General features: G+C 70.0%; 24 protein-coding genes. 13 read left to right on the top strand and 11 right to left on the bottom strand.

Translation table 11 applies throughout. The annotated features are described in order from the left end of the window. Positions 1 to 38: 38 nt before the first annotated feature. Both HQ312_RS13285 and HQ312_RS13280 read left to right on the top strand, forming a co-directional pair. On the top strand, positions 39 to 731 hold the full coding sequence (locus HQ312_RS13285; RefSeq protein WP_051613514.1) for a carbonic anhydrase: 693 nt from the start codon (positions 39 to 41) through the stop codon (positions 729 to 731). Between the two features lie 42 nt (positions 732 to 773). Beyond that, complete coding sequence (locus tag HQ312_RS13280; RefSeq protein WP_222638873.1) at positions 774 to 1,487, top strand: hypothetical protein; 714 nt, start codon at positions 774 to 776, stop codon at positions 1,485 to 1,487. Between the two features lie 140 nt (positions 1,488 to 1,627). Here HQ312_RS13280 and disA read toward each other — a convergent pair whose 3' ends face one another. The 3 genes from disA to HQ312_RS13265 form a co-directional block, all read right to left on the bottom strand. Next, positions 1,628 to 2,719: a DNA integrity scanning diadenylate cyclase DisA gene (gene disA, locus HQ312_RS13275; RefSeq protein WP_027506453.1), complete on the bottom strand. Its 1,092-nt coding sequence runs from the start codon at positions 2,717 to 2,719 to the stop codon at positions 1,628 to 1,630. Positions 2,720 to 2,840: 121 nt separating this feature from the next. After that, complete coding sequence (gene radA / locus HQ312_RS13270) at positions 2,841 to 4,262, bottom strand: DNA repair protein RadA (protein WP_056443590.1); 1,422 nt, start codon at positions 4,260 to 4,262, stop codon at positions 2,841 to 2,843. A 53-nt stretch (positions 4,263 to 4,315) separates the two neighbouring features. After that, positions 4,316 to 4,900, bottom strand: coding sequence for a hypothetical protein (locus HQ312_RS13265; protein ID WP_027506451.1), 585 nt, complete (start codon positions 4,898 to 4,900; stop codon positions 4,316 to 4,318). Between the two features lie 259 nt (positions 4,901 to 5,159). On the opposite strand from HQ312_RS13265, the gene HQ312_RS13260 reads away from it, so the two are divergent. From HQ312_RS13260 to HQ312_RS13225, 8 genes are all read left to right on the top strand, one after another. After that, the gene (locus tag HQ312_RS13260; protein ID WP_027506450.1) at positions 5,160 to 5,648 is read left to right on the top strand and encodes a CarD family transcriptional regulator; all 489 of its coding nucleotides are present in this window, start codon (positions 5,160 to 5,162) and stop codon (positions 5,646 to 5,648) included. Between the two features lie 7 nt (positions 5,649 to 5,655). Beyond that, positions 5,656 to 6,336 carry a 2-C-methyl-D-erythritol 4-phosphate cytidylyltransferase gene (gene ispD, locus HQ312_RS13255; RefSeq protein ID WP_222638872.1) on the top strand — a complete coding sequence of 227 codons (681 nt, stop codon included), beginning with the start codon at positions 5,656 to 5,658 and terminating at the stop codon, positions 6,334 to 6,336. Between the two features lie 10 nt (positions 6,337 to 6,346). Beyond that, positions 6,347 to 6,859 (top strand): 2-C-methyl-D-erythritol 2,4-cyclodiphosphate synthase, encoded by a 513-nt coding sequence (gene ispF / locus HQ312_RS13250; protein ID WP_222638871.1) that lies wholly within the window; start codon positions 6,347 to 6,349, stop codon positions 6,857 to 6,859. An 11-nt stretch (positions 6,860 to 6,870) separates the two neighbouring features. Further along, the gene (gene cysS / locus HQ312_RS13245; protein WP_027506447.1) at positions 6,871 to 8,277 is read left to right on the top strand and encodes a cysteine--tRNA ligase; all 1,407 of its coding nucleotides are present in this window, start codon (positions 6,871 to 6,873) and stop codon (positions 8,275 to 8,277) included. Then, positions 8,277 to 9,233: a 23S rRNA (guanosine(2251)-2'-O)-methyltransferase RlmB gene (rlmB, locus tag HQ312_RS13240; RefSeq protein ID WP_027506446.1), complete on the top strand. Its 957-nt coding sequence runs from the start codon at positions 8,277 to 8,279 to the stop codon at positions 9,231 to 9,233. The genes cysS and rlmB overlap by 1 nt, the downstream gene beginning before the upstream one ends. A 216-nt stretch (positions 9,234 to 9,449) precedes the next feature. Further along, a complete protein-coding gene (locus HQ312_RS13235) occupies positions 9,450 to 9,998 on the top strand; it encodes a dihydrofolate reductase family protein (RefSeq protein WP_222638870.1) in 549 nt (182 codons plus the stop codon). A gap of 19 nt (positions 9,999 to 10,017) precedes the next feature. After that, entirely contained in the window at positions 10,018 to 10,854 is an 837-nt protein-coding gene (locus HQ312_RS13230) for a DUF4436 domain-containing protein (protein WP_222638869.1), read from the top strand. Positions 10,855 to 10,900: 46 nt separating this feature from the next. Continuing rightward, entirely contained in the window at positions 10,901 to 11,530 is a 630-nt protein-coding gene (locus tag HQ312_RS13225; RefSeq protein ID WP_222638868.1) for a heme-binding protein, read from the top strand. On the opposite strand, the gene HQ312_RS13220 is transcribed toward HQ312_RS13225, so the two are convergent. The 6 genes from HQ312_RS13220 to HQ312_RS13195 are packed head-to-tail and all read right to left on the bottom strand — an operon-like array spanning position 11,531 to position 16,322. After that, the gene (locus HQ312_RS13220; RefSeq protein ID WP_222638867.1) at positions 11,531 to 12,376 is read right to left on the bottom strand and encodes a biotin-dependent carboxyltransferase family protein; all 846 of its coding nucleotides are present in this window, start codon (positions 12,374 to 12,376) and stop codon (positions 11,531 to 11,533) included. Continuing rightward, a complete protein-coding gene (locus HQ312_RS13215; RefSeq protein WP_374198299.1) occupies positions 12,376 to 12,963 on the bottom strand; it encodes an allophanate hydrolase subunit 1 in 588 nt (195 codons plus the stop codon). The genes HQ312_RS13220 and HQ312_RS13215 overlap by 1 nt, the downstream gene beginning before the upstream one ends. 2 nt (positions 12,964 to 12,965) lie before the next feature. Then, entirely contained in the window at positions 12,966 to 13,721 is a 756-nt protein-coding gene (locus HQ312_RS13210) for a LamB/YcsF family protein (RefSeq protein WP_056443617.1), read from the bottom strand. Positions 13,722 to 13,738: 17 nt separating this feature from the next. Beyond that, entirely contained in the window at positions 13,739 to 14,608 is an 870-nt protein-coding gene (locus HQ312_RS13205) for a metal ABC transporter permease (RefSeq protein ID WP_027506439.1), read from the bottom strand. Positions 14,609 to 14,610: 2 nt separating this feature from the next. Continuing rightward, on the bottom strand, positions 14,611 to 15,414 hold the full coding sequence (locus HQ312_RS13200; RefSeq protein ID WP_027506438.1) for a metal ABC transporter ATP-binding protein: 804 nt from the start codon (positions 15,412 to 15,414) through the stop codon (positions 14,611 to 14,613). Then, on the bottom strand, positions 15,411 to 16,322 hold the full coding sequence (locus HQ312_RS13195; RefSeq protein ID WP_222638991.1) for a metal ABC transporter solute-binding protein, Zn/Mn family: 912 nt from the start codon (positions 16,320 to 16,322) through the stop codon (positions 15,411 to 15,413). Before HQ312_RS13195 ends, HQ312_RS13200 begins: the two co-directional genes overlap by 4 nt. Positions 16,323 to 16,505: 183 nt before the next feature. Between HQ312_RS13195 and HQ312_RS13190 the strand changes: the two genes are divergently transcribed. Continuing rightward, positions 16,506 to 17,594 carry a LacI family DNA-binding transcriptional regulator gene (locus HQ312_RS13190; RefSeq protein WP_056444302.1) on the top strand — a complete coding sequence of 363 codons (1,089 nt, stop codon included), beginning with the start codon at positions 16,506 to 16,508 and terminating at the stop codon, positions 17,592 to 17,594. Here the strand turns inward: HQ312_RS13190 and otsB are convergent. Then, entirely contained in the window at positions 17,591 to 20,143 is a 2,553-nt protein-coding gene (gene otsB / locus HQ312_RS13185; protein WP_222633161.1) for a trehalose-phosphatase, read from the bottom strand. The genes HQ312_RS13190 and otsB overlap by 4 nt on opposite strands. A gap of 232 nt (positions 20,144 to 20,375) precedes the next feature. Here otsB and HQ312_RS13180 point away from each other — a divergent pair, with 232 nt between their 5' ends. Next, the gene (locus HQ312_RS13180) at positions 20,376 to 20,669 is read left to right on the top strand and encodes a WhiB family transcriptional regulator (protein ID WP_027506434.1); all 294 of its coding nucleotides are present in this window, start codon (positions 20,376 to 20,378) and stop codon (positions 20,667 to 20,669) included. Positions 20,670 to 20,799: 130 nt separating this feature from the next. Next, on the top strand, positions 20,800 to 21,057 hold the full coding sequence (locus HQ312_RS13175) for a DUF2277 domain-containing protein (RefSeq protein ID WP_027506433.1): 258 nt from the start codon (positions 20,800 to 20,802) through the stop codon (positions 21,055 to 21,057). Here the strand turns inward: HQ312_RS13175 and HQ312_RS13170 are convergent. Beyond that, positions 21,051 to 22,214, bottom strand: a complete 1,164-nt coding sequence (locus tag HQ312_RS13170; RefSeq protein ID WP_222638990.1) for a globin domain-containing protein — start codon at positions 22,212 to 22,214, stop codon at positions 21,051 to 21,053. The two genes, HQ312_RS13175 and HQ312_RS13170, sit on opposite strands and share 7 nt — an antisense overlap. Positions 22,215 to 22,298 lie beyond the last annotated feature (84 nt).

Here is a 22,298-nt window from a genome sequence, read left to right as displayed (position 1 = left end):
CACCGGCGGGTGACTCATGTTTCGGTAACAATGAGGCCATGCCTAATTCGAGTCCCCGCTCAGCATGGAACGCACTCGTCGAGGGTAATCGCCGTTTCGTCGACGGCCGCCCGGAGCATCCCAGCCAGGGGGTGGATCACCGCGCGTCGCTCGTCGACGGTCAACACCCCACCGCGATCGTCTTCGGGTGCTCCGATTCCCGGGTGGCAGCCGAGATCATCTTCGACCAGGGCCTCGGCGACATGTTCGTCGTCCGCACGGCCGGCCAGGTCGTCGACTCGGCCGTTCTGGGTTCCCTGGAGTTCGGCGCCGAGGTCCTCGAAGCGCCCCTGATCGTCATTCTCGGCCACGACAGCTGTGGCGCCGTCAAGGCGACCATCAACGCGCTGGACGAGGGCACCGTCCCCGGTGGCTTCATCCGCGACATCGTCGAGCGGGTCACGCCGTCCGTCCTCAACGCCCACCGACTGGGGTACACGCGCGCCGACGACGTCGAGGCGCGCCACGTCCTCGAGACCGGGAAGCTGCTGATCGATCGGTCGTCGATCCTCGAGAAGCGCGTCGCCGCGGGAAAACTCGCCATCGTCGGCCTGACGTACAAGCTGGCCGAGGGCAAGGTGGAGTTCCAGGGCGCGCTGGGCGACATCGGACACGTCGAGATGGGGTCGACCGACCGCACCGATGCGAGTGATCTGCTCACCTCGTCAGCGACGGCGAGCGACACGCCGTAGTAGGTGCCGCTCGGTCACCGCGTCGGCACATACGGTTGACCTGTGCTCGAGCCGAACGGACCCTTGCCTCCCGAGATCTACTGGCGACGCCGCGCGCTCGCGATCGGTGGCGCAGTGGTGGTCATCGGACTCGTGGTGTGGCTGGTGGTGTCGCTCGCCGGTGGCGGGTCGCAGGATTCCGAGTCCACCGCGGCGTCCGCCTCGCTCGCACCGTCCGCTGCCACGACGTACCGCCCCGACGCGTCCGCGACCGGAGGCTCCGCTCCGGCAGGAGGTTCCGGTGGTGGCAGCGAGGGCGGCGACGCCGCGTCCTCGTCGTCGGCGACGTCCACGTCCGCCACGACGTCCTCTGCGCCTGTCGCTCCCGGTCAGTGCGCGGATCAGTCTCTCGCCGTGAAGGCCTCGCCCGATCAGCCGTCCTACCCCGCTGGGCAGGAGCCGGCGTTCACCGTCGTCGTCACCAACATCGGAACCTCGGCGTGCGAGCGCGATCTGGGTTCGGGTCTGCAGCAGGTGCTGGTCTACACGCTGGAGGGGCAGCGACTCTGGTCGAACGTCGACTGCTTCCCCACCACGACTCCCGACATCCGCACGCTGCAGCCCGGTGAGCAGGCGCCGTTCGCCGTGAAGTGGTCCGCGACCACCTCCGAGCCCGGGTGCGCGGCGCCGCGGAACCCGGTGGGACCCGGCGGATACAGCGTGGTCGGCCAGCTCGGCCAGCTGCGCAGCGCGCCGGAGACGTTCAACATCACGTAGCGCACGTCCGTTCCGCCTCAGCGAGGTCGGTTCCCGCGGCAGTTCCGCGTTCCGGCAGGTGCTGCAGTCGCAGCGCGAACACGAAACCCCTCCGGGAAGACCGGCCGATTAGTCGAACGGGAAGGCCGGAGGCCGGCCGATTAGTCGAAGGGCCCCGAGATGCTGGCCTCGGCCATGCGGGACAGGCCTTCTCTGATGTGCCGGGCCCACAGCCCACCGATGCCCTCGACGGACTGCAGGTCGGCTGCGGTGGCGGCCAGCAGTGTCTGCAGGGTGCCGAAGTGCCCGACCAGTCGGTGGATCTGCGTGAACTGCAGCCGCGGAACGCGGGTGAGCAACCGGTACCCGCGGGGACTCATCGGTGCGTCGAGCGCCTCGATGGTGCCGGGGTAGCCGAAGGCACGAGCGATCACCGTGAGGTCGAGCAGGTCGACGTCGGTGAGCCGGTCGAGTGCCGCGAGGGAGCGTTCGACGGCCGCGGTGGTGGGTGTGTCGGTGCCGGCGAGGTAGTCGCGGACGACGAGTTGGCGCGCAGAGTCGTTGTCGCCCACCAGTTCTTCGAGCTGCAGGGCGAGCTGGCGCCCGTCGATACCGAGCTCGAGAACGTTCTGTTCGATCTCGACGGACACGCGCCGGACCATCTCGAGGCGCTGCGCGACGGTGAGCGCATCGCGCAACGTCACCGAGTCCTCGATCTCCGTGACGGACAGTTGACGGCTGACCTCGTCGAGGCGCGCCTTGTACCGCTCGAGGGTGGCCACGGCCTGGTTGGCGCGGGACAGGATGGTCGCGGAACCCTCGATGACGTGCCGGGTTCCGCCGACGTAGACGCTGAGGATGCTCATCGACTGGCTGACGGACACCACGGGGTAGCCGGTGTGGATCGCGGTGCGCTCGGCGGCCCGGTGGCGGGTACCGGACTCGACCGTGGGGATGGTGTGGTCGGGGACGAGCTGCACGTTGGCGCGGACGATGCGCGAACCGTCGGTGGACAACACGACGGCGCCGTCCATCTTGGACAGTTCGCGGAGCCGGGTGGGGGCGAACTCGACATCGAGATCGAAGCCGCCGTCGCAGATGCTCTCGACCTGTTCGTCGTACCCGAGGACGATCAGTCCGCCGGTGCGGCCGCGCAGGATGCGCTCGAGACCGTCGCGCAACGTGGTGCCCGGGGCGAGGTCGGCGATGGCGTCACGCAGGGACGAGTGGGGTACCGGGAAGCCGAGGGAGATGTCCGGAGTCGTCACGGTGTCGGTCACTGGTCCCCCTCCCACGTCGTTCCCGGTTGCCGGTGGTGCAGAGTCAGGGTACCGGTACTCACCGCACCGGCGTTCCGTCCGCGGGTCGAGTGGTCTACTTCCGTCGTCGCTCGAAGGCTCCCTGCATCGCGCCGGCGACGTCGGTGACCCGGACGACCCGCATGCCCGGTGGATCTCCGGCCGTGTCGTCCTTCACGCCGCGACGCTGGTCGGACGGGACGATCGCGGAGGTGAACCCCAGCCGCGCGGCCTCGGCGAGGCGCCGGTCGACGCCGACCACGCGCCGGACCTCTCCGGCCAGCCCCACCTCGCCGAGCACCACCATTCCCGGGGGCAGGGCGGTGTCACGGGCCGCGGAGGCGACCGCGAGTGCCAACGCGAGATCGACGACGGGCTCGGTGGTCCGCATACCGCCGATGGTGGCGGCGTAGACCTCCCGGCTGCTGAGCTGCACGCCGCAGCGACGTTCGAGGACCGCGAGGATCATCGATACCCGGGCGGCGTCCAGACCGCTGACGGCCCGGCGGGGCGTGGGCATGTGCGACGGCGCGACGAGCGCCTGGACCTCCGCGAGCAGGGCCCGCTTGCCGTCCATCGTGACGGTGACGGCGGTGCCGGGGACCGAGTCGGCGCGGTGGTGCAGGAACAGGCCGGACGGATCGCTGACGCCGTGGATGCCGCCCTCGCGCAGTTCGAAGCAGCCCACCTCGTCGGCGGCGCCGAAGCGGTTCTTGACGCCCCGGACCATGCGCAGGGTGGAGTGCTTGTCGCCCTCGAAGTGCAGGACGACGTCGACGAGGTGCTCGAGCGAGCGCGGCCCGGCGACCGCGCCGTCCTTCGTGACGTGGCCGACGAGGATGACGGCCGTGCCGCTGCCCTTGGCGAGGGACGTCAGCGCCGAGGTGATGGCACGGACCTGGGTGACGCCGCCGATGACGCCGTCCACGTCGGACGCCTGCATGGTCTGCACGGAGTCGACGACGACGAGGGTGGGCGCGACCTGGTCGACGTGGCCGAAGATGGTGGCCAGGTCGTTCTCCGCGGCGAGGAACACGCGCTCGTGCACGGCGCCCGTCCGGTCGGCGCGCAGACGCACCTGCCCCGCCGACTCCTCACCCGTGACGTAGAGCGCGATGTCCTGCGGGCTGCGCTCGGCCCACTGCTTGACCACCTCGAGCAGGAGGGTGGACTTGCCGACGCCCGGTTCACCCGCGAGCAGCACCACCGAGCCGGGCACGATGCCGCCGCCGAGCACGCGGTCGAGCTCGTCGACCCCGGTGGGACGGGCGATGGAGGACGTGCTGGAGACCTGTGTGAGCGGAAGTGCCGGCGACGTCGGGATCATCGACGCGCCGCCCGCCCGAACGGCGCTCGCACCCGGGCGGGACGACACGGAGGCGAGGAGGGTGACCTCGTCCATCGAGCCCCACGTCTCGCACTCGGGGCAGCGGCCGACCCACTTGGCCACGGTGTGCTGACAGGCCGAACAGCGATAACTGGTACGAGTCTTGGCCACTCGCGAAGACTAGAGGTGTCTACCGACAGGAATGCTCGGCCGACGGGGGACCGTCAGCCGTTGGCCTCGTCGTCGAGGCGCGGGGTGACGGGGCCCGGATCGACGGGCACGCTGACGGTGACGTCGCCGGCCTGCTGGAACGTGAAGGTGACCGGGACGGTGAGTCCGGGGCGCACGTTCTCGGAGAGGTCCTCCATCACGGCGGTGATGGACTGCGACCCCTCGGGGGCGGTGGGGTCCTGGTCCGCGGGCACTCCGGACGCGACGGACGCCTGCGCCGGGATCTCGATGGAGGTGCCACCGGTGGCACCGGTGACGACGACCTCGGCGGCACCCTCGGTCTCGATGCCGGTGATGCGGTCCGGTGTGGTCTCGCTGGTGTTGATCGCCGTGAAGATCAGCTCCGCGCGGCCACCGGGCTCGAGCACGAACTCGTCGGAGGAGGGGTAGGCGACGTGCACGTTGCGCAGGGAGACGGTGCCCTGGTCCGCGCCGTTACCGTTGACCGCGGCGACCTGCGTCGCCGTCTGGGAGATCTGCCCGGCGCTGCACGCGGAGAGGCTGATCACCGTGCCGAGAGCGAGCGCGACGCCGGTCGCGACTCGGGCCGGCCGGATCCGGGCGGTAGATGCGGTCACTGGTCGTCCTCCACTGGTCGTCATCGAGAGTTGTGCCGACGGGCGGCCACCACCACGCAGCGTAGTAGTTCGCCGTCCGGACGTGTGGATCGGGTGACGCCAGTCGGTGCCGCCGCGGGCCGAACAGCCTGCTCGATACATGTATCCCGCCCCCTGTCAAGAGCGTCCCCACCAGCCCTGTGCCCCTGACCTGCACCGTTGGAACGACCCCGGATCGGAGGCGTGTTAAACTGGCCATATCGAAAGGGGCACCGAACACATGATTTTCAAGGTCGGAGACACCGTCGTTTACCCGCACCACGGAGCGGCGCTGATCGAAAATATCGAGACACGCACCATCAAGGGCGAGGCCAAGGAATATCTCGTTCTCAAGGTAGCCCAGGGTGATCTCACCGTTCGAGTTCCTGCCGACAACGCCGAGTACGTGGGTGTCCGGGACGTCGTCGGCCAGGAGGGTCTGGACAAGGTGTTCCAGGTTCTCCGCGCGCCGCACACCGAGGAGCCCACCAACTGGTCGCGCCGGTACAAGGCCAACCTGGAGAAGCTCGCGTCGGGTGACGTGAACAAGGTGGCCGAGGTCGTGCGCGATCTGTGGCGTCGTGAGCAGGACCGCGGCCTGTCCGCTGGTGAGAAGCGCATGCTGGCGAAGGCACGTCAGATCCTGGTCGGCGAGCTCGCACTCGCCGAGGGAACCGACGAGGTCAGGGCGGACTCCATGCTGGACGAGGTTCTGGCCGCGGCGTCCTGACGCGCGTGTGACGGACGTCGTCGCGCTCGTTCCGGCAGCCGGATCGGGCGTACGCCTCGGGGAGAACATGCCCAAGGCGTTCGTGGAACTCGCGGGACGCACTCTGCTCGAGTGGGCGCTGGACGGCCTGTCGGCCTCCGGCGCCCTTTCTCGTGTCGTGGTGGTGGTCCCGAACATTCTGCAGGACACGACCTCTCGTCTGGTCGAGTCCTGCGTCCTGCCGGTCGACGTCGTCGTCGGCGGAGCCGAGCGCACCGATTCGGTGCGGGCCGGCCTGGCAGTGGCCGGTGCGGCGGACATCGTGCTCGTGCACGACGCCGCACGCTGCCTGACGCCGCCGAGCCTGATCACCCGCGTCGTCGAGGCGGTCGGCGCCGGCGCGTCGGCCGTGGTGCCGGTGCTGCCCGTCGTCGACACGATGAAGTCCGTCGATGCCGCCGGTGTGGTCACCGGAACGGTCGACCGGGCCACGCTGCGCTCGGTGCAGACGCCGCAGGGATTCGACGGGGTGACCCTGAGGCGTGCCTACGATTCCTTTCCCGATACGGCCACCGACGACGCCGGCCTGGTCGAACGTCTGGGAGTCGACGTGCACACGGTCGTCGGCGACGCCGAGGCCTTCAAGATCACCACCCCGATGGATCTGGTCCTGGCTCGCGCACTCGTCGCCCGCCGGACACAGTCGTGAGAGGGAGACCATGCGCGTAGGGATCGGTTCCGATGTCCACCCCGTCGAGGTGGGGCGTGAGTGCTGGATCGCCGGACTGTTGTTCGAGGACGCCGACGGCTGTGCCGGGCATTCCGACGGCGACGTCGCGGCGCACGCACTCTGCGACGCGCTGCTGTCCGCGGCCGGTCTGGGAGATCTGGGCTCGGTGTTCGGCACGGGTCGCCCAGAATGGGACGGCGTCAGCGGCGCCACCATGCTCATGCACGTCCGCGAACTGCTCGCGCAGCAGTCGATGCGCGTGGGCAACGCCGCGGTCCAGGTCATCGGCAATCGTCCGCGCGTCGGCCCACGTCGGGTGGAGGCGCAGACACTGCTCACGAACATCCTGGGGGCGCCCGTCTCCGTCTCGGCCACCACGACCGACGGGCTCGGCCTGACCGGCCGCGGCGAGGGTGTGGCCGCGATCGCCACCGCTCTCGTGCTGGAGAGCGCGGTCCCGGACGACGCTCGCGTGGTACAGGGCGAGTCGAATCCCCGGTAGGATCGGCCGTCGTGACCCTGCGCTTCTACGACACCGCGACCAGGGCCGTGCGTGAGTTCACTCCGCTGGCCCCCGGACACGCCTCGGTGTATCTGTGCGGGGCCACGGTCCAGGGACATCCCCACATCGGTCACGTGCGCAGCGGCGTCGCGTTCGACGTCCTTCGGCGGTGGCTGACGGCCGCCGGCTACGACGTCGCCTTCGTCCGCAACGTCACCGACATCGACGACAAGATCCTGAACAAGGCCGCCGACGCCGGCCGTCCGTGGTGGGAGTGGGCGGCGACGTACGAGCGCTCCTTCACCGCGGCCTACGACGCCCTCGGTGTGCTTCCCCCGTCGGCCGAACCGCGCGCCACGGGTCACATCACGCAGATGGTCGAGCTGATCGGTCGGTTGATCGACGCGGGTCACGCGTACGCGGCCGCCGGCGACGTCTACTTCGACGTGCGGAGCTGGGGCGAGTACGGCGCTCTGTCCGGGCACAGGCTCGACGACGTCCACCAGGGTGAGAGCGTCGGTGCGGGCAAGCGCGATCCACGCGACTTCACGCTGTGGAAGACGGCCAAGCCCGGCGAGCCGTCGTGGCCCACCCCGTGGGGACCCGGCCGGCCCGGGTGGCACATCGAGTGCTCCGCGATGGCGGAGACCTACCTCGGGTCCGCGTTCGACATCCATTGCGGTGGACTGGATCTGGTGTTCCCGCACCACGAGAACGAGCTGGCCCAGTCCCGCGCCGCGGGGGACGGTTTCGCGCAGTACTGGCTGCACAACGGCTGGGTCACCATGAGCGGCGAGAAGATGTCGAAGTCGCTCGGCAACGTCGTCTCCATCCCGACGATGCTCGAGACCGTGCGTCCGCAGGAACTGCGCTACTACCTCGGCAGCGCGCACTACCGGTCGATGCTCGAGTACTCCGCCGAGGCACTGCAGGAAGCGGCATCGGCGTACCGGAGCATCGAGGCGTTCGTGACGAAGACCGCGGAGCGCGCGGGCGAGGTGCCGATCGGTACCTGGACGCCCGCGTTCGCCGAGGCGCTCGACGACGATCTCTCGGTGCCCAAGGCGCTCGCCGAGATCCACGGACTCCGCCGCGAGGGCAACAGTGCGTTGGCCGCGGGGAAGCTGGACGAGGCCGTCGAGGCCGCGTCGTCCGTCCGCGCCATGACGTCGATCCTCGGTGTGGATCCCCTCGATCCGCACTGGGCGTCCGGCTCGGCCGACGCGTCGGCGGAACGGGCAGCGCTCGATCTGCTCATCGCGGACGACCTCGAGCTGCGCAGCGCCGCCAAGGCAGGCAAGGACTGGCCGACGGCCGACCGTATTCGTGACCGCCTCGCCCGCGCGGGCGTGGAGGTCACCGACACCCCGAACGGCCCGGAATGGTCGATCGCACAGCCGGAAGGCACGGAGAAGTAATGGCAGGCAATTCGAGTCGACGCGGAGCGGTGCGCAAGACCGGCACCAAGAAGGGCCAGACAGTCGGGTCCGGCGGCAAGCGCAGCAAGGGCCTCGAGGGCCGCGGCGCGACCCCGCCGGCGGCCGAGCGCACCAAGCACGCCCGGCGCGCACGGCCGACCAGCCGGGACGCGTCCGGCTCGGGTCGCGGCCGTCCGCCGGTCCGCAAGACCGAGGACGGTCCGGAGAACGTGCTGGGCCGCAACCCGGTGCTGGAGTGCCTGCGCGCGGGAGTGCCGGCGACGGCGCTGTACGTCGCGTCGGGCACCGAGGCCGACGATCGGCTGAAGGAGAGCGTCCAGATCGCCGCGGACAAGGGCATCTCGATCCTGGAGGTCTCCCGCACCGATCTCGATCGGATGAGTGCCAACGGCATGCACCAGGGCATCGCGCTCCAGGTGCCGCCGTACCGGTACGCCCACCCCGACGATCTCCTCTCGCAGGCGCGCCAGCGTCAGGAGCCGCCGCTGCTGGTCGCTCTCGACAACATCACCGACCCCCGCAACCTCGGTGCCGTCGTCCGGTCGGTCGCAGCATTCGGTGGGCACGGCGTGGTCATCCCGCAGCGACGCAGCGCGAGTGTCACGGCCGTCGCGTGGCGCACCAGTGCCGGAGCGGCAGCGCGTCTCCCCGTCGCCCGTGCGACCAATCTGACTCGGACGCTGAAGGACTGGGCCGACAAGGGTGTGATGGTGGTCGGTCTCGACGCCGACGGTGACACTTCGCTGGACGACTTCGACGGCACCGGGCCGATCGTGGTGGTCGTCGGGTCCGAGGGCAAGGGTCTGTCCCGCCTCGTCCGCGACAACTGCGACAGCATCCTGTCGATCCCCATGGCCGGTCCGGTGGAGTCGCTCAACGCGTCCGTCGCAGCCGGAGTCGTGCTCGCGGGCATCGCGCGGCAGCGCCGGGGCTGAACCCGGCTCAGTGGACGCGAACCGACTCGATGAACGGGGCCGGCGGCTGAGCGCCAGTCTGGGTCGGATGGGGTGCGCACACCCCTCGCTTGAACCGCACACCCTGTGCAGTCGGCGGTGAGGGGTGTGCGCTCACCGGAGAGGGTGTGCACACCCACCGCAACGTGCCCGGCCGCAAGCGCGATCGGTGTCGGTGGTCGGGTGCAGAATCGCCCTGTGACCAGGACCACCTACTTCACCGCCAGCACCCTCGACGGCTACCTCGCCGACGAGAACGACTCTCTCGAGTGGCTCTTCCGTCAGGACATCGACGAGCACGGCCCGATGAACTACGGCGACTTCATCGCGGACATCGGCGCGATCGTCATGGGAGCCACGACCTACGCCTGGGTCCTCGACCACAACGCGTCGACCGGGGAGGCATGGTCGTACGACATGCCGGCGTGGGTGGTGACCCATCGAGACTTCGCAGACTCCGAGCACGACGTTCGATTCGCCGCCGGAGACGTCGCCGACCTCTGGCCGGCGATCGAGGAGTCCGCCGGCGGCAAGGACGTCTGGATCGTGGGGGGCGGTGATCTGGCAGCGCAGTTCGCCGAGGCCGGACACCTGGATCGGATCGTCGTCTCGATCGCGCCGGTCACCCTCGGCGCCGGCAGGCCGCTGTTCCCGCGTCGGTTCGATCTCCGACTCGTGGACTTCGCGCGCAACGGCGCGTTCCTCTGCGCGGAGTACGACGTCGTGGAACCACACGCGCAGACCTGAGTCCTGTCATCATCTGTCCATGACAGCGGCGGGTCGCAGAGTGCGCGGTGTGGTCCTGGTGGCCGTGGTGATCGCCGCGTACGTCGCGGTGGTGCTCACCTACGCGCTGGGAAGCCCGCCGAACGGCCCCGACCTCCGTGAGGCCGCACCCGACGCCGCGCTCGTCTACCTCGACGTGGACACCGTCTCCGGTGAGAACTTCTCGCTCGACGCCCGCGTGTCCGTGTATCCGGGGACCGAGTTGACCGATGCCGACGGCAACCTGGTCGACGACCTGATCGTCGACGTGACGCCGACCGCGAGTGCCGGCACCCTGACGTTCCCCAGCGGGACCCGTGTGGGCCCGCTCCCGGTCTCCCTGTACGCGGACGGCGACATCCGGCGATGGCCGTTCGACACCTACGACGCGTCGTCGATCCAGGTGCGGGTGTTCTCCGGCGCCGGCGCGGACCGGCAGCCCGTACCCGCCGAGATCGTGGTGACCGACTCGCTCACGTCCTGGGCGGTGGAGGCCGTCGACATCGACTCCTCCTCGGCGCAGGCCTTCGACATCCGCGTCGCGCGCACGGTGGGCACCACGATCTTCGACATCGCGATCTGTGTGGTCCTGGTAGTGCTGCCGCTGTGCACGCTGTTCGTGTCGATCCAGACGCTGCGCCGCCGCAAGCAGTTCCTGCCGCCGATCATGACATGGTTCGCGGTGACGCTCTTCGCGGTGCTGCCCATCCGCAACCTGTTCCCCGGCGCCCCGCCGATCGGGTCGTGGGTCGACTACACCGTGGTGCTGTGGGTGGTGGCGGGTCTGGTGACGGCGATGGTGCTCTACGTCGTCGCGTGGTGGCGCCAGGGCCCCTAGGTCGAGCGCGACCGGGGTGGGGCTCGTCCGCGCGTACCGTCGAGTCATGATCGAACGGCTGAGGACGACGGTGACACAGGTGGCCGAGGCCGCACTGGGAATCGTGGGGGTTCGGGTGGGTACCGAGGAACCACCCCACACCACCGAGTCGCTCACGGGGGCGGTCGAGATTCGCCGATACGAACCCCGGATCGCGGCGGAGACCGTCGTGGACGCCGACGAGGAACGCGCCCGTAACGAAGGCTTCCGCCGGCTGGCCGGGTACATCTTCGGGGGCAATCAGGGATCCGACAGGATCGCGATGACGGCTCCCGTTGGGCAGTCGGCGTCGCGCGGGCAGACCATCGCGATGACCGCACCCGTGTCGCGCGCCGCGAGCGACGAGGGATGGGTCGTCCGGTTCTTCATGCCGTCGCGATGGACGATGGACACTCTGCCGGCGCCGAAGGACGATCGGGTGCGCCTGGTGGAGGTGCCGGCCGAGACGGTGGCGGTGCTGCGGTTCAGCGGTGACCGCGGTGCGCGGGCCGTGGCCGAGCGCACCACGGAGCTGCTGGAGATCCTGAAGTCCCGCGGCATCGACACGACCGGCGAGCCGATGTCCTGGTTCTACGACCCGCCCTGGACGGTGTCGTTCCGCCGCCGCAACGAGATCGCCGTTCCTGTCTCCCGATGATCAGACACTGAAGCGGATCGTCTGTCCCGGCGCACACTGCGCCGCGGATCCGAGGTCCGCCGACACCACGACGGCGATCACCGGGTAGCCGCCGGTCACCGGATGGTCGACGAGGAACAACACGGGCAGTCCCGACGGCGGTACCTGCAGTGCGCCGGTCACCATGCCCTCGCTCGGGAGTTCGTCCTCCCGCGATCGCGACAGTGGCTCGGCGCCCTGGAGTTTCATGCCGACGCGGTCCGAATCCGTCCGCACCGTCCAAGGTTGGGCGAGCAGCAGGTCGAGCGCGTCGTCGGTGAACCGGTCCGCGCGCGGGCCGGGAATCACCCGCAGGGTCGTACGGTGCTCGAACGGGTAAGGATTCACGTCGACCCCGGGCCAGTCCTCGGCGTCGTGACCGATCGGCAGCACGGCGCCGGGCGCCACTCGCTCGGGTCCGATACCGGACAGGGAGTCGGTCGATCGGCTCCCGAGAACCCGGGGCACGTCGATGCCGCCGCGGACGGCGACGTACGTGCGCAGTCCCACCGGTGCCCAGTCGAGGCGGATCTCGGCGCCCGACCCCACCACGACCACGGCGCCGTGCCCCTGCGGTACGCCGTCCACCGTGAACGGGGTCGGAGCCCCCGTCACCGCCAGAACCACCGCGGTGCGTGCGCGCAGCACCAGTCCGCCGAGTGTCACCTCGAGCGTCGCGGCGTCGATCGTGTTCCCCACCAACCGATTCGCCGCGTCATGCGAGCGTCGATCGGCTGCGCCGGACGTGCCGACGCCGAGCGAGGACCACCCGGTGCGTCCGAGATCCTGCACAGTCGTCAGCGGCCCGGTTGCCGATACCTCGAGCATCACGTCACCGCGCGGAACTGCACGCGCGTGCCGGGCGCGAGCAGCGCGGGGTCGTCCCGGTTCACGTCCCACAGCGCCGCGTCGGTGCTGCCGATGATCTGCCACCCGCCGGGCGACGAGGTCGGGTACACCCCGGTGTACTCGCCGGCCAGCGCCACGGATCCCGCCGGCACCGAGGTGCGCGGATCGGCGCGGCGCGGGATCGACAACGGATCGGAACCGACCAGGTACGCGAAGCCGGGGGAGAAGCCGCAGAACGCGGCGGTCCACACCTGACCGGTGTGCACGGCGACGATGTCCAGTCCCGTTGTCGCACAGACCTCGTCGAGATCGGGCCCGTCGTATCGGACGTCGATCGTGATCGTCTCACCGGAGTAGCCGAGCACCTGCGCCGGTGGCGTCTCGCGGAGCCACGCCGACACCCGTGCGGGTTCCGCGTCATCGGTGAGGATCACCAGCACGGTGGCGGCGGCGGGGATCATCTCGGCGATTCCCGGGTGCCCGACGGCCCACCCGGCGTGGTGCGCCGCGACTGTGCGGACGTCGTCGAGATCGACCAGCAGGGCGCGGTCGCCCGCCGGGGCGATCCTCACGACACGAACGGGGTCAGGGTGACGCCGTTGCGGGACAACACCGCACGCACGGCCAGGGCCATGTCCACCGCGGCGGGGGTGTCGCCGTGCAGGCACACCGAGTCGGCGTTCACCGGCACCGTCACCCCGTCGACGGAGTCCACGACGCCCTCGGTGACCATCCGCAGCACGCGTCGTGCCACCGCCTCGACGTCGGACAGGACCGCACCGGGGTCGCGGCGGGAGACGAGGGTTCCCGCTGCCGTGTAGCCGCGATCGGCGAACGCCTCGGTGACGGTCCGCAGGCCCGCCCGCGCGGCGATCTCGAGGAATGCCGAGCCGGGCAGCCCCAGGACGGGCAGGCCGGGGTCGTACGCGGCGACGGCGTCGACGACCGCCTGTGCCTGTACTCGGTGGTGCACGATCGTGTTGTACAGCGCTCCATGTGGTTTGACGTACCGCACGCGTCCGCCGACGGAGCGGGCCAGGCCGTCGAGAGCCCCGATCTGGTAGATCACGTCGGCGCGCAGGTCCTCCGCGGTGATGTCGAGGAAGCGCCTGCCGAAGCCCACGAGGTCCCGGTACCCCACCTGGGCGCCGATACGCACGTCGGACCGGACGGCGTCGGCGCACGTCCGCAGCAGCGTGGCCGGATCACCCGCATGGAAGCCGCACGCGATGTTGGCGCTGGTGACCACACGCAGCATCGCCGCGTCGTCACCGAGCGTCCAGGTGCCGAAGCCCTCGCCGAGATCGGAGTTCAGATCGACCATCCACACGAGGGTAACGGTCAGGCGTGGACGACGGTGCGGGACGGTGTGCGTCGACCGACCGCCCGGCAGACGAGGTAGATGACGAACGAGATGGTGGTGACGAAGGTCGAGACCGGCACTCCGGGAGCGAGCGAGAGCAGGATGCCGCCCACGGCCGCGACCTCGGCGAAGAGAATCGAGAGCCACGTCGCCGTGACGGGGTTGGCGGTGACGCGGGACGCCGCTGCCGCGGGCGTGATGAGAAGCGAGAGCACCAGCAGGGCGCCGACGATCTGGACGCCGAGCGCACACGCGACACCGACGAGGATCGCGAACACGATGGACAGCAGTCGCATCGGTACGCCGCGCGCCTCGGCGCCCTCGGGATCGGTGCTGGCGAACAGCAGGGGCCGGTAGACCACGAAGAGCACGACGATGACGACGAGCGCCACCGCGAGCAGCAGGCCGAGGCCCGTGCTGCCGACACCGACGATCTGCCCGACCAGCAGCGAGAAACTGGTGCCGGTGCGGCCGGGATACGCCCACAGGAAGAGCACCGACAGGCCGAGCCCGAAGCTCATGATGACGCCGATGACGGAGTCGCGTTCGCGCGCACGACGGCCCAGCAGGGCGAACAGGACGGCCGCGATGACGGATCCCAGGATGGCGCCGACCCCGACGGCCAACCCCACCAGCAGCGCCGCGGACGCACCGGTGAGGGACAGCTCGGACGAGCCGTGGACGGCGAACGACCACTGTCGACTGACGATGAGGGGGCCGAGCGCCCCGGCGAGCACACCGAGGATCGCCGCGGCGATCAGCGCCTGCTGCACGAAGTCGTAGGTGAGGAGATCGGCCGTCGTACCGAAGTCGAATGCCTTGCTCAGGGCGTCGAGAACCTTGTCCATGCCTACTCCGACTCGTCCACGTGGTGCATGCCGCCGGCGCTCCCGAGGGCGTCCATGGCGTCTCCGGTGCCGACGACCACCAGCCGCCCGCGGACGCGCAGGACCTCGACGTCGGTGTCGTACAGCTCGGAGAGCACCTCGGAGGTCATCACCTCCTCGGTGGTGCCGATGCGGAACTTCCCGTCGACGAGGTAGACCACCCGGTCGACGATCGGCAGGATCGGGTTGAGCTCGTGCGTCACGAACACCACCGAGGTGCCGTGCGAGCGCCGACGCTGGTCGATCAGGTGCGCGACGACCTGCTGGTTGGCGAGGTCGAGGCTCAGCAGCGGTTCGTCGCAGAGCAGCACGTCCGGATCGCCGACGAGTGCCTGCGCGACGCGTAGCCGCTGCTGCTCACCGCCGCTCATCTGCCCCAGGGGCGCGTCGGCGAACGCGTCCGCACCGACGGAGGCGACGGCGATGTCGACGGCCTCGCGACGGGCGTGGCGCCCACGGAAGCCGATGCCCCAGCGGTGTCCGTCCCACCCGAGGCCCACGAAGTCGCGCCCGCGCAGCGGAACGCCCTCGTCGATGGCCTTCTGCTGGGGGATGTAGCCGACGGAGGATCGACCGCCGGCGATGGTCGCGGTGCCGGCGGTGAGGTGGGCCTGCCCGAGCAGCACCTTGAGGAGCGACGTCTTGCCGGAGCCGTTCGGGCCCAGCACGGCGACGAACTCGCCCGGTGCGACCTCGAGGTCGAGATCGGACCAGAGCACCCGGTCGCCGTAGGCGAGGGTGGCTCCGGTCAGTCGGACAGCGGTCACACGACCCCCAGCGCGTCGGCGAGATCCTGCGCCGCCGTGCGCTGCCAGGAGACGTAGTCCTGCCCTGCGGGCAGGGTCTCGGTGACCTCGACGACGCGGATGCCGTTCTCCTCGGCGATGCGGCGCACGTCCTCGGTCACGGCGTCCTCCGTCTGAATGTTGTAGACCAGTACGTCGACGCCCTTGCCGGTGAACAGGTCACGCGTCGCGGCGACGGCGGCGGGCGAGGGATCGTTGCCCTCCTCGATCGCGTCCTCGAAGTCCTCGGGGGTCTTGTCGTCCACCCCGGCTCCTTCCAGCAGGTAGTGCGCGATCGGCTCCGTCTGCGCGACGGGTGCGCCCGGCTTCTGCTGGGCGATGCGATCCGTGATGTCGGTGATCTCGTGGATGTCGTCGTGGAACGCCTCGGCGTTCTCGGTGTAGTACGCCGCGTTGTCGGGGTCGACCTTACCGAGCTCGGTGGCGATCGCCTCGGCGGTGGCCGCCGCGATCTCCGGGTCGTACCAGACGTGCTCGTTGGTCTCGCCCGAATGGTCGTGGGCACCCGCCTCGTCGGCATGGTCGGCGTCGTCCGCGTGCCCCTCGAGCAGCGAGTACGCGTCGACGTAGGGCACGTCGCCCGCGGAGCCGAGCACGTCGTCGACGAACTCGTCGTAGCCGCCGCCGTTGTACACGACGAGCGAGGCCTCGGACAGTGCCGCGGCGTCGCCGGGGCTGGCCTCGTAGGAGTGCGGATCCGCGGACGGATCCGAGATGATCGCCGTGACGTCCGCTCGGTCTCCGACGACGGCCTCGGCGACCGAGCCCCACACGTTCGTCGACGCGACGACGGTGGGCCGACCGGACTCGGCCGTCGCGGTGTCGTCGGAGCTGCATCCCACCAGGGCGGTCGCCGTCAGGGCGGTCATACCCAGGGCGGTGACGAGCGTGCGGAGGGGAATTCGGGCGGGTGCGTACACGAGGGGTGCTCCTGGGTCGGTCGAACGTTATCGTTAATGGAAACCGTTGTCGTGACCTTACCGCCCCACCACCCCGACGGCGAAACCGTGCCGGAGCCGACGTGCGCGACCCCGACCGGATACCGTCTCTTCATGGCGAGGTCGACGGAACCGCGACGAATGGCCACGCTCGCGTCGCTGGCCGCCGAACTGAACGTCTCGCGCACCACCGTGTCCAACGCCTACAACCGCCCGGACCAGCTCTCACCCGAGATGCGGGAACGTGTGCTCGACGCGGCCAGGGCCCGCGGTTATCCGGGGCCCGATCCGGTCGCCCGCTCGCTGCGCACCCGGCGCGCCGGTGCGGTGGGGCTCGTCCTCACCGAGGCGCTCAGCTACTCGTTCTCCGATCCCGCCGCCGTGCAGTTCCTCACCGGCCTCGCCGAGTCGTGCGAGCGGGCCGGACGCGGTCTGCTGCTCATTCCCGCGGGGCCCGCCTCGACGCCGGAGGACGCCGCGGCCGTCGTGCAGCAGGCCGGGGTCGACGCATTCGTCGTCTACTCGGTGTCCGACGACGATCCGCACCTGACGGCGGTCCGTGACCGTCATCTGCCGACGGTCGTGTGCGACCAGCCTCGGGACGCGGAGGACACCTCGCTCGTCGGAATCGACGACAGGGTGGCGATGCGACGGATGGCCGAGGAGGTGCTCGCGCGGGGCCACACTCGCATCAGCGTGGTCTGCATGCGGCTGCGCCGCGACCGGCACGACGGACTCGTCGATCCGGAACGCCGGAGCGGCATCACCTTCCACGTCCAGCGCGAGCGTCTCGCCGGCATCCGCGACGCGATGATCGCGGCCGGCGTCGATCCCGACATCGTGATCGTCGAGCGCTTCGACCACACGCGGGAGGCCGGACGGTCGGCGGCCGCCGAAGCGCTCCGGGCGGCGCCGGACACCACCGCGCTGGTGTGCACGTCCGACGTGCTGGCTCTGGGTGCGCTCGATCACTGTGCCGCACAGGGTGTCTCGGTACCCGAACAGATGTCGGTCACCGGTTTCGACGGGGTCGACGAGGCGCGCCGCATCGGCCTGACGTCGGTCCAGCAGCCGGTCCTCGAGAAGGGTCGGCTCGTCGGTGAGATCGTGCTGGGCGTCAGCCATTCCGGGGTGGACCGGACCGAGCACCTCCCGACGCATCTGCTCGCCGGGGTGACGCTCGGCCCGGTGCGGACCGGCTAGCGGGCCAGCAGCTGTGCGCAGCGCAGCAGGCCGAGGTGGCTGTAGGCCTGCGGGTGGTTGCCCAGCGAGCGCTCGGCCACGGGGTCGTACTCCTCGCTCAGCAGGCCCGTCGGGCCTGCCGCGGCGACGAGCTGGGTGAAGAGCGCTTCGGCCGGAAGTCGCTGCCCGATCAGAAGATACGCCTCGACGAGCCAGGCCGCGCACAGGTGGAACCCGCCCTCGCCACCGGGGAGGCCGTCGTCGTGGTGGTAGCGGTACACCGTGGCGCCGCTGCGCAACTCGGCCTCGGTCGCGGTGACCGTCGCCGCGAAGCGCGGGTCGCTCGGATCGATGAGACCGGACAGGCCGATGTGCAGGGTGGCCGCATCGAGATCGGTTCCGCCGTACGCGGCCGTGAAGGACTGCGCCTCGTCGCTCCAGCCCTTGTCGAGCACCTGACGACGGATGACGTCACGCAACGTGCTCCAGCCGAGCTGCGCCTCGCGGCCGTACGCCTCGGCCAGGGTGATGGCGCGATCGACGGTGAGCCAGCACATCACCTTGGAGTAGACGTGGTGGCGCGGGTTGCCGCGGATCTCCCAGATGCCGTTGTCCGGCTCGGACCAGCGTCGCTCGACGGCGTCGACCATGGCGCACACCAGGTCCCAGTCCTGATCGGTGAGCACCTCGGCGTTCGCGGTGACGCCGCTCGCGGTGCGGGCGCGGGCCAGTGTCGCGATGAGATCGACGATGGGTCCGAAGACGTCGAGCTGCACCTGCTGGTTGGCCGCGTTGCCCACCCGCACGGGGCGGGATCCCGCGTACCCGGGCAGGGCGTCGATGACGGCCTCGGGAGGCAGCGACTGCCCCCACAGCGTGTAGAGCGGGTGCAGGCGTTCCGGTCCGGGGACCGTCTCGAGCACGTCGTGCACCCAGTGCAGGTAGTTCTCCGCCTCGGACAGCGAGCCCAGGGACACCAGCGCGGACGCCGTCAGGGCCGCGTCGCGCAGCCAGCAGTAGCGGTAGTCCCAGTTGCGGACACCGCCGATCTCCTCGGGCAGCGACGTCGTGGCCGCGGCCATGATCGACCCGGAGTCGGCGTGCACCAGGCCGCGCAGGGTGAGCGCGGACCGCTTCATCAGATCGGGCTTGAGCTGGGGGAGGGTCAACCCGGCCGCCCAGTCGTGCCAGTAGGACTCGGCCTCGGCGCGACGCTCGGCTTCGGGCACCTCGGACGGGCCCAGATCCGACGTCCCGCAGCGCAGTTCGAGGATCACGGGACCGGTGGACGGATCGATCTCCGCCCGCGCGGTCTCCTGGCCGTGCTCGCTGGTGACGGTCCAGGTGATGCCCGGCGCGCGCAGCACCATCGGGTCGTTGGTGCCGAACACGCGGAGGCCGTCGTCCTCGGCCTCGAGCCGGACGCGTGCCTGCCCGAACTCGGGGCGCGGCGCGAACGTGACCACGGCCTTCGCCTTGCCGGTGATCACGCGGGTGAAGTCGGTGCGATCGCTCGGCACGTCGTGCGCGAGGTAGTCGTCGACCTGCAGGCTGGCCCAGCGGGTCTGCACCGTCATGGTGCTGTCGATGTACTGCTGGCTCAGCGGGAGGGACGGACGCAGCGGGCCGACGGTGAAGTGGCCCGCCTCGTCGCCGCCGAGCAGGTGTGCGAAGACGGCGGCGGAGTCGGGTTCGGGGTGACACAGCCACGTGAGGCCGGCCTCGGGCGTCAGGAGTGCCACCGATCGTGGGCTCGCCATCATGGTGAGACGCTCGATGCGCGGGGCGTCCGCACCGGAGAGCCAGGTGCGGCGCTCCTCCAACAGGAACGCGAGCGCCGCGGCCACCTGCTCGAGGGTGTCGACGCGGTAGCCGGCGAGCGACTCACCGTCGCCGACCTTGACGCCGATGTCCGGCCCGTGCAGCCGTCGGAACGCCTTCTCGTCGGTGACGTCGTCGCCGAAGAAGACGGCGGCGGAGGCGCCGCCCTGGTGCCGCAGGATGTCGAGGGCCTGGCCCTTGTCGGTCGCGATGACGGCGAGCTCGATCACGGACTTGCCCTCGGTGACCTGCACGCCGTCCCAGGTGGCTGCGCCCGCACGGACCTCGTCGAGGGCGCGCTGTCCGGCCTCGGGGTCGGCGTTGCGCACGTGCAGAGCGGCGCTGGCGGGCTTGGTCTCGACGCTGATGTTCGCGCCGCGGGACGCGACCGTGCGGAGCTCGGCGACCACGCGCTCGAGCAGTGCCGTCGCCTCGCCGCCGAGCTCGGTGACGAAGCCGGCGTCGAACTCGGACCCGTGGCTGCCCACGAGCTGTACCTCGACGGGCAGGCGGGAGAGGATCGCCAGGTCACGCAGCGCGCGCCCCGAGATCACAGCAGCCTGGGTGCCGTCGAGACCAGCGAGAGCGCGGAGTGCGCGGACCGATTCGGGCAGCGGGAACGCCTTCTGCGGGTCGGAGACGAACGGCGCCATGGTGCCGTCGTAGTCGGAGGCGACCAGCAGTCTCGGCACCCGCGCGACGCCGACGAGGGCGCGGCGAAGGTCGAGGGGGAGGTCCACAGCGCTCACAGCGCACGACCTGGACGGTGACCGGGGCTTCTCACTCGGTCAAACCTAGGCGACGGGGGCCCTGCTCGCCTCATCGGGGAGAGAGGTCCGAGGAGCGGCCGTGAGGGTGTCTGTGACTCGCGATGACTGGAAATCGTGTGTCACGACTATTCGCATTAACTTTTTGGACGATTGTTCGTAATGTAATACTGAGAGCGTGACGTCGCATACGAGGCGAACAACGAGGAGCGTCATGTCGAAGCCCGTCCAGTTACCCGAGCCGATTGCCACGACGTGGGAGTGGCAGTTGAACGGTTTGTGCCGCGGTATGGATTCTGCCGTCTTCTTCCATCCGGAAGGTGAACGGGGACATAAGAGAACAGCCCGCGAGGAGCAGGCCAAACGGGTCTGCGAGCAGTGCCCCGTGCTGATGCGGTGCCGTGATTACGCGGTGGCCGCCGGTGAGCCGTACGGCGTCTGGGGTGGTTTGTCGGCGCCCGAGCGGATGCTGGGAAATGCGCTTTCCGATCAGCGCGCAATCGGTTGAACAGATTATTTCACGGTGATCGAAAACTGCACGAAGCTTGAATTGGTGGACATTATCCGACGCGGTGCCTGTACAGCGTAAAGCTCTTCGGGTGTTCCCCTCGGACGGCGCCCGGTCTACCGTGATTCGCATGTGCCGAAACATCACCGAACTGCGCGGCCTCGAGCCTGCGGCGACGGACGAGGAGATCGAGGCGGCCGCGCGTCAGTACGTGCGCAAGGTCAGCGGACTCCGCACACTGTCGGACGCGAACCGGGACGCCTTCGAGACCGCCGTGGCCGAGGTCACCGCGTCGACCACCCGGTTGCTGAGCGTGCTCCCGCCCCGCAAGCAGCCGCCGCAGACGGTGCCGCCCCTACGCCGCCTGGCGCACGCGCACCCTCACTGACCCAGGGGATCGTGCTGCACGTTCTGCATCGGCGTCCCCACCTTGCGCAGTGCGTACAGGGTGGTGCGCACCATCGACGGTGACCCACACACCTGGATCTGCCGATCGGCCCACGATCCGAACCGCGTGACCACCTGCCCGAGCTTGCCCACCATGGTGTGGTTCATGCCCGGCGGGAACTCGCGTGCCGGACCGGGCCGCCACCACGGCTCCTCGGGCTGCTCCACGACCGGCACGATGGTGAGCCACGGGTTGGTGCGTGCCAGGTTCCACAGCGTGTCCAGGTCGTAGAGGTCGCTCGGATACTCGCCGCCCACGAACAGATGCACCCGCGGATTACGGCTCCGCATCGCCATGTCCATCAGCTGCGCACGCAGGGGGGCGATGCCGGTGCCACCCGCGATCATGAGCACGTCCTCGCTGCCAGGCGACGTGTCCACACTGAGTCCGCCCAGCGGCGGCCCGAGCAGCCAGCGGTCGCCCACCGTGGTCTCCGAGACGATGGCCGGACTCACCCAGCCGGCCGACACCCGCCGGACGTGGAACTCGATGCCGCGGTAGTCGTTGGGTGCGATCGCGGGGGAGAGGTACCGCCACATCCGTGGACGCTGCGGGATCTGCACGCTGAGGTACTGGCCGGCGGCGAAGGGAATGTCGGCGTCCGTCTGCAGGCGCACGATCGCGAGGTCGTCGAGCACGCGATGGTGCTCGACCACCGTCGCTCCCCAGTACGGCGGCAGGTCCTCGGTGTCGGCCCCGACGGCCATCGAGTTGCAGATCATCGACACCACGCGGCGCCACGCCGCGTCGGTCTCGTCTGTCCAGACGTCCGGGTCCGCCGTGGTGCGGAACGCGTCGACCAGCGCGTTCTGGGCGGCGAGAAAGTGCGCGCTGGTCAGGCCGTGCTTGCGGTGGTCACGCCCGAGTTGATGCAGGAAGGGCAGGAAGTCGCGGTCGTCGAGGTGCCGGACGACGTGGTCGACGGCGCGCAGGAGGCGGTGCCGCTGCTGATCCATGGCGGCGGGGAAGAAGCCGCGGAAATCGGGGTACTCGGCGAACAGCCGAGCGTAGAAGGCGCCGGCCACGGTGTCCGCGCCGTCGTCGGACAGCGCGGAGGCAACTCCGGCGCGCACTCGCGCCAGGGCCTGCGGGTCCAGCAATGGGCACCTTCGATAGTCGTGGCGGGTGACGGGTTCGTGCGCGAGTGGTGTGTCCGAGAGTAGTGGTCGTTTCCGGTCACG

It is taken from the genome of Rhodococcus sp. BP-316, from assembly GCF_019836105.1.
Taxonomy (GTDB): domain Bacteria; phylum Actinomycetota; class Actinomycetes; order Mycobacteriales; family Mycobacteriaceae; genus Rhodococcoides.
The sequence above is the reverse complement of the archived record's forward strand: the minus strand, read 5'-3'. Positions and strand labels throughout refer to the sequence as shown.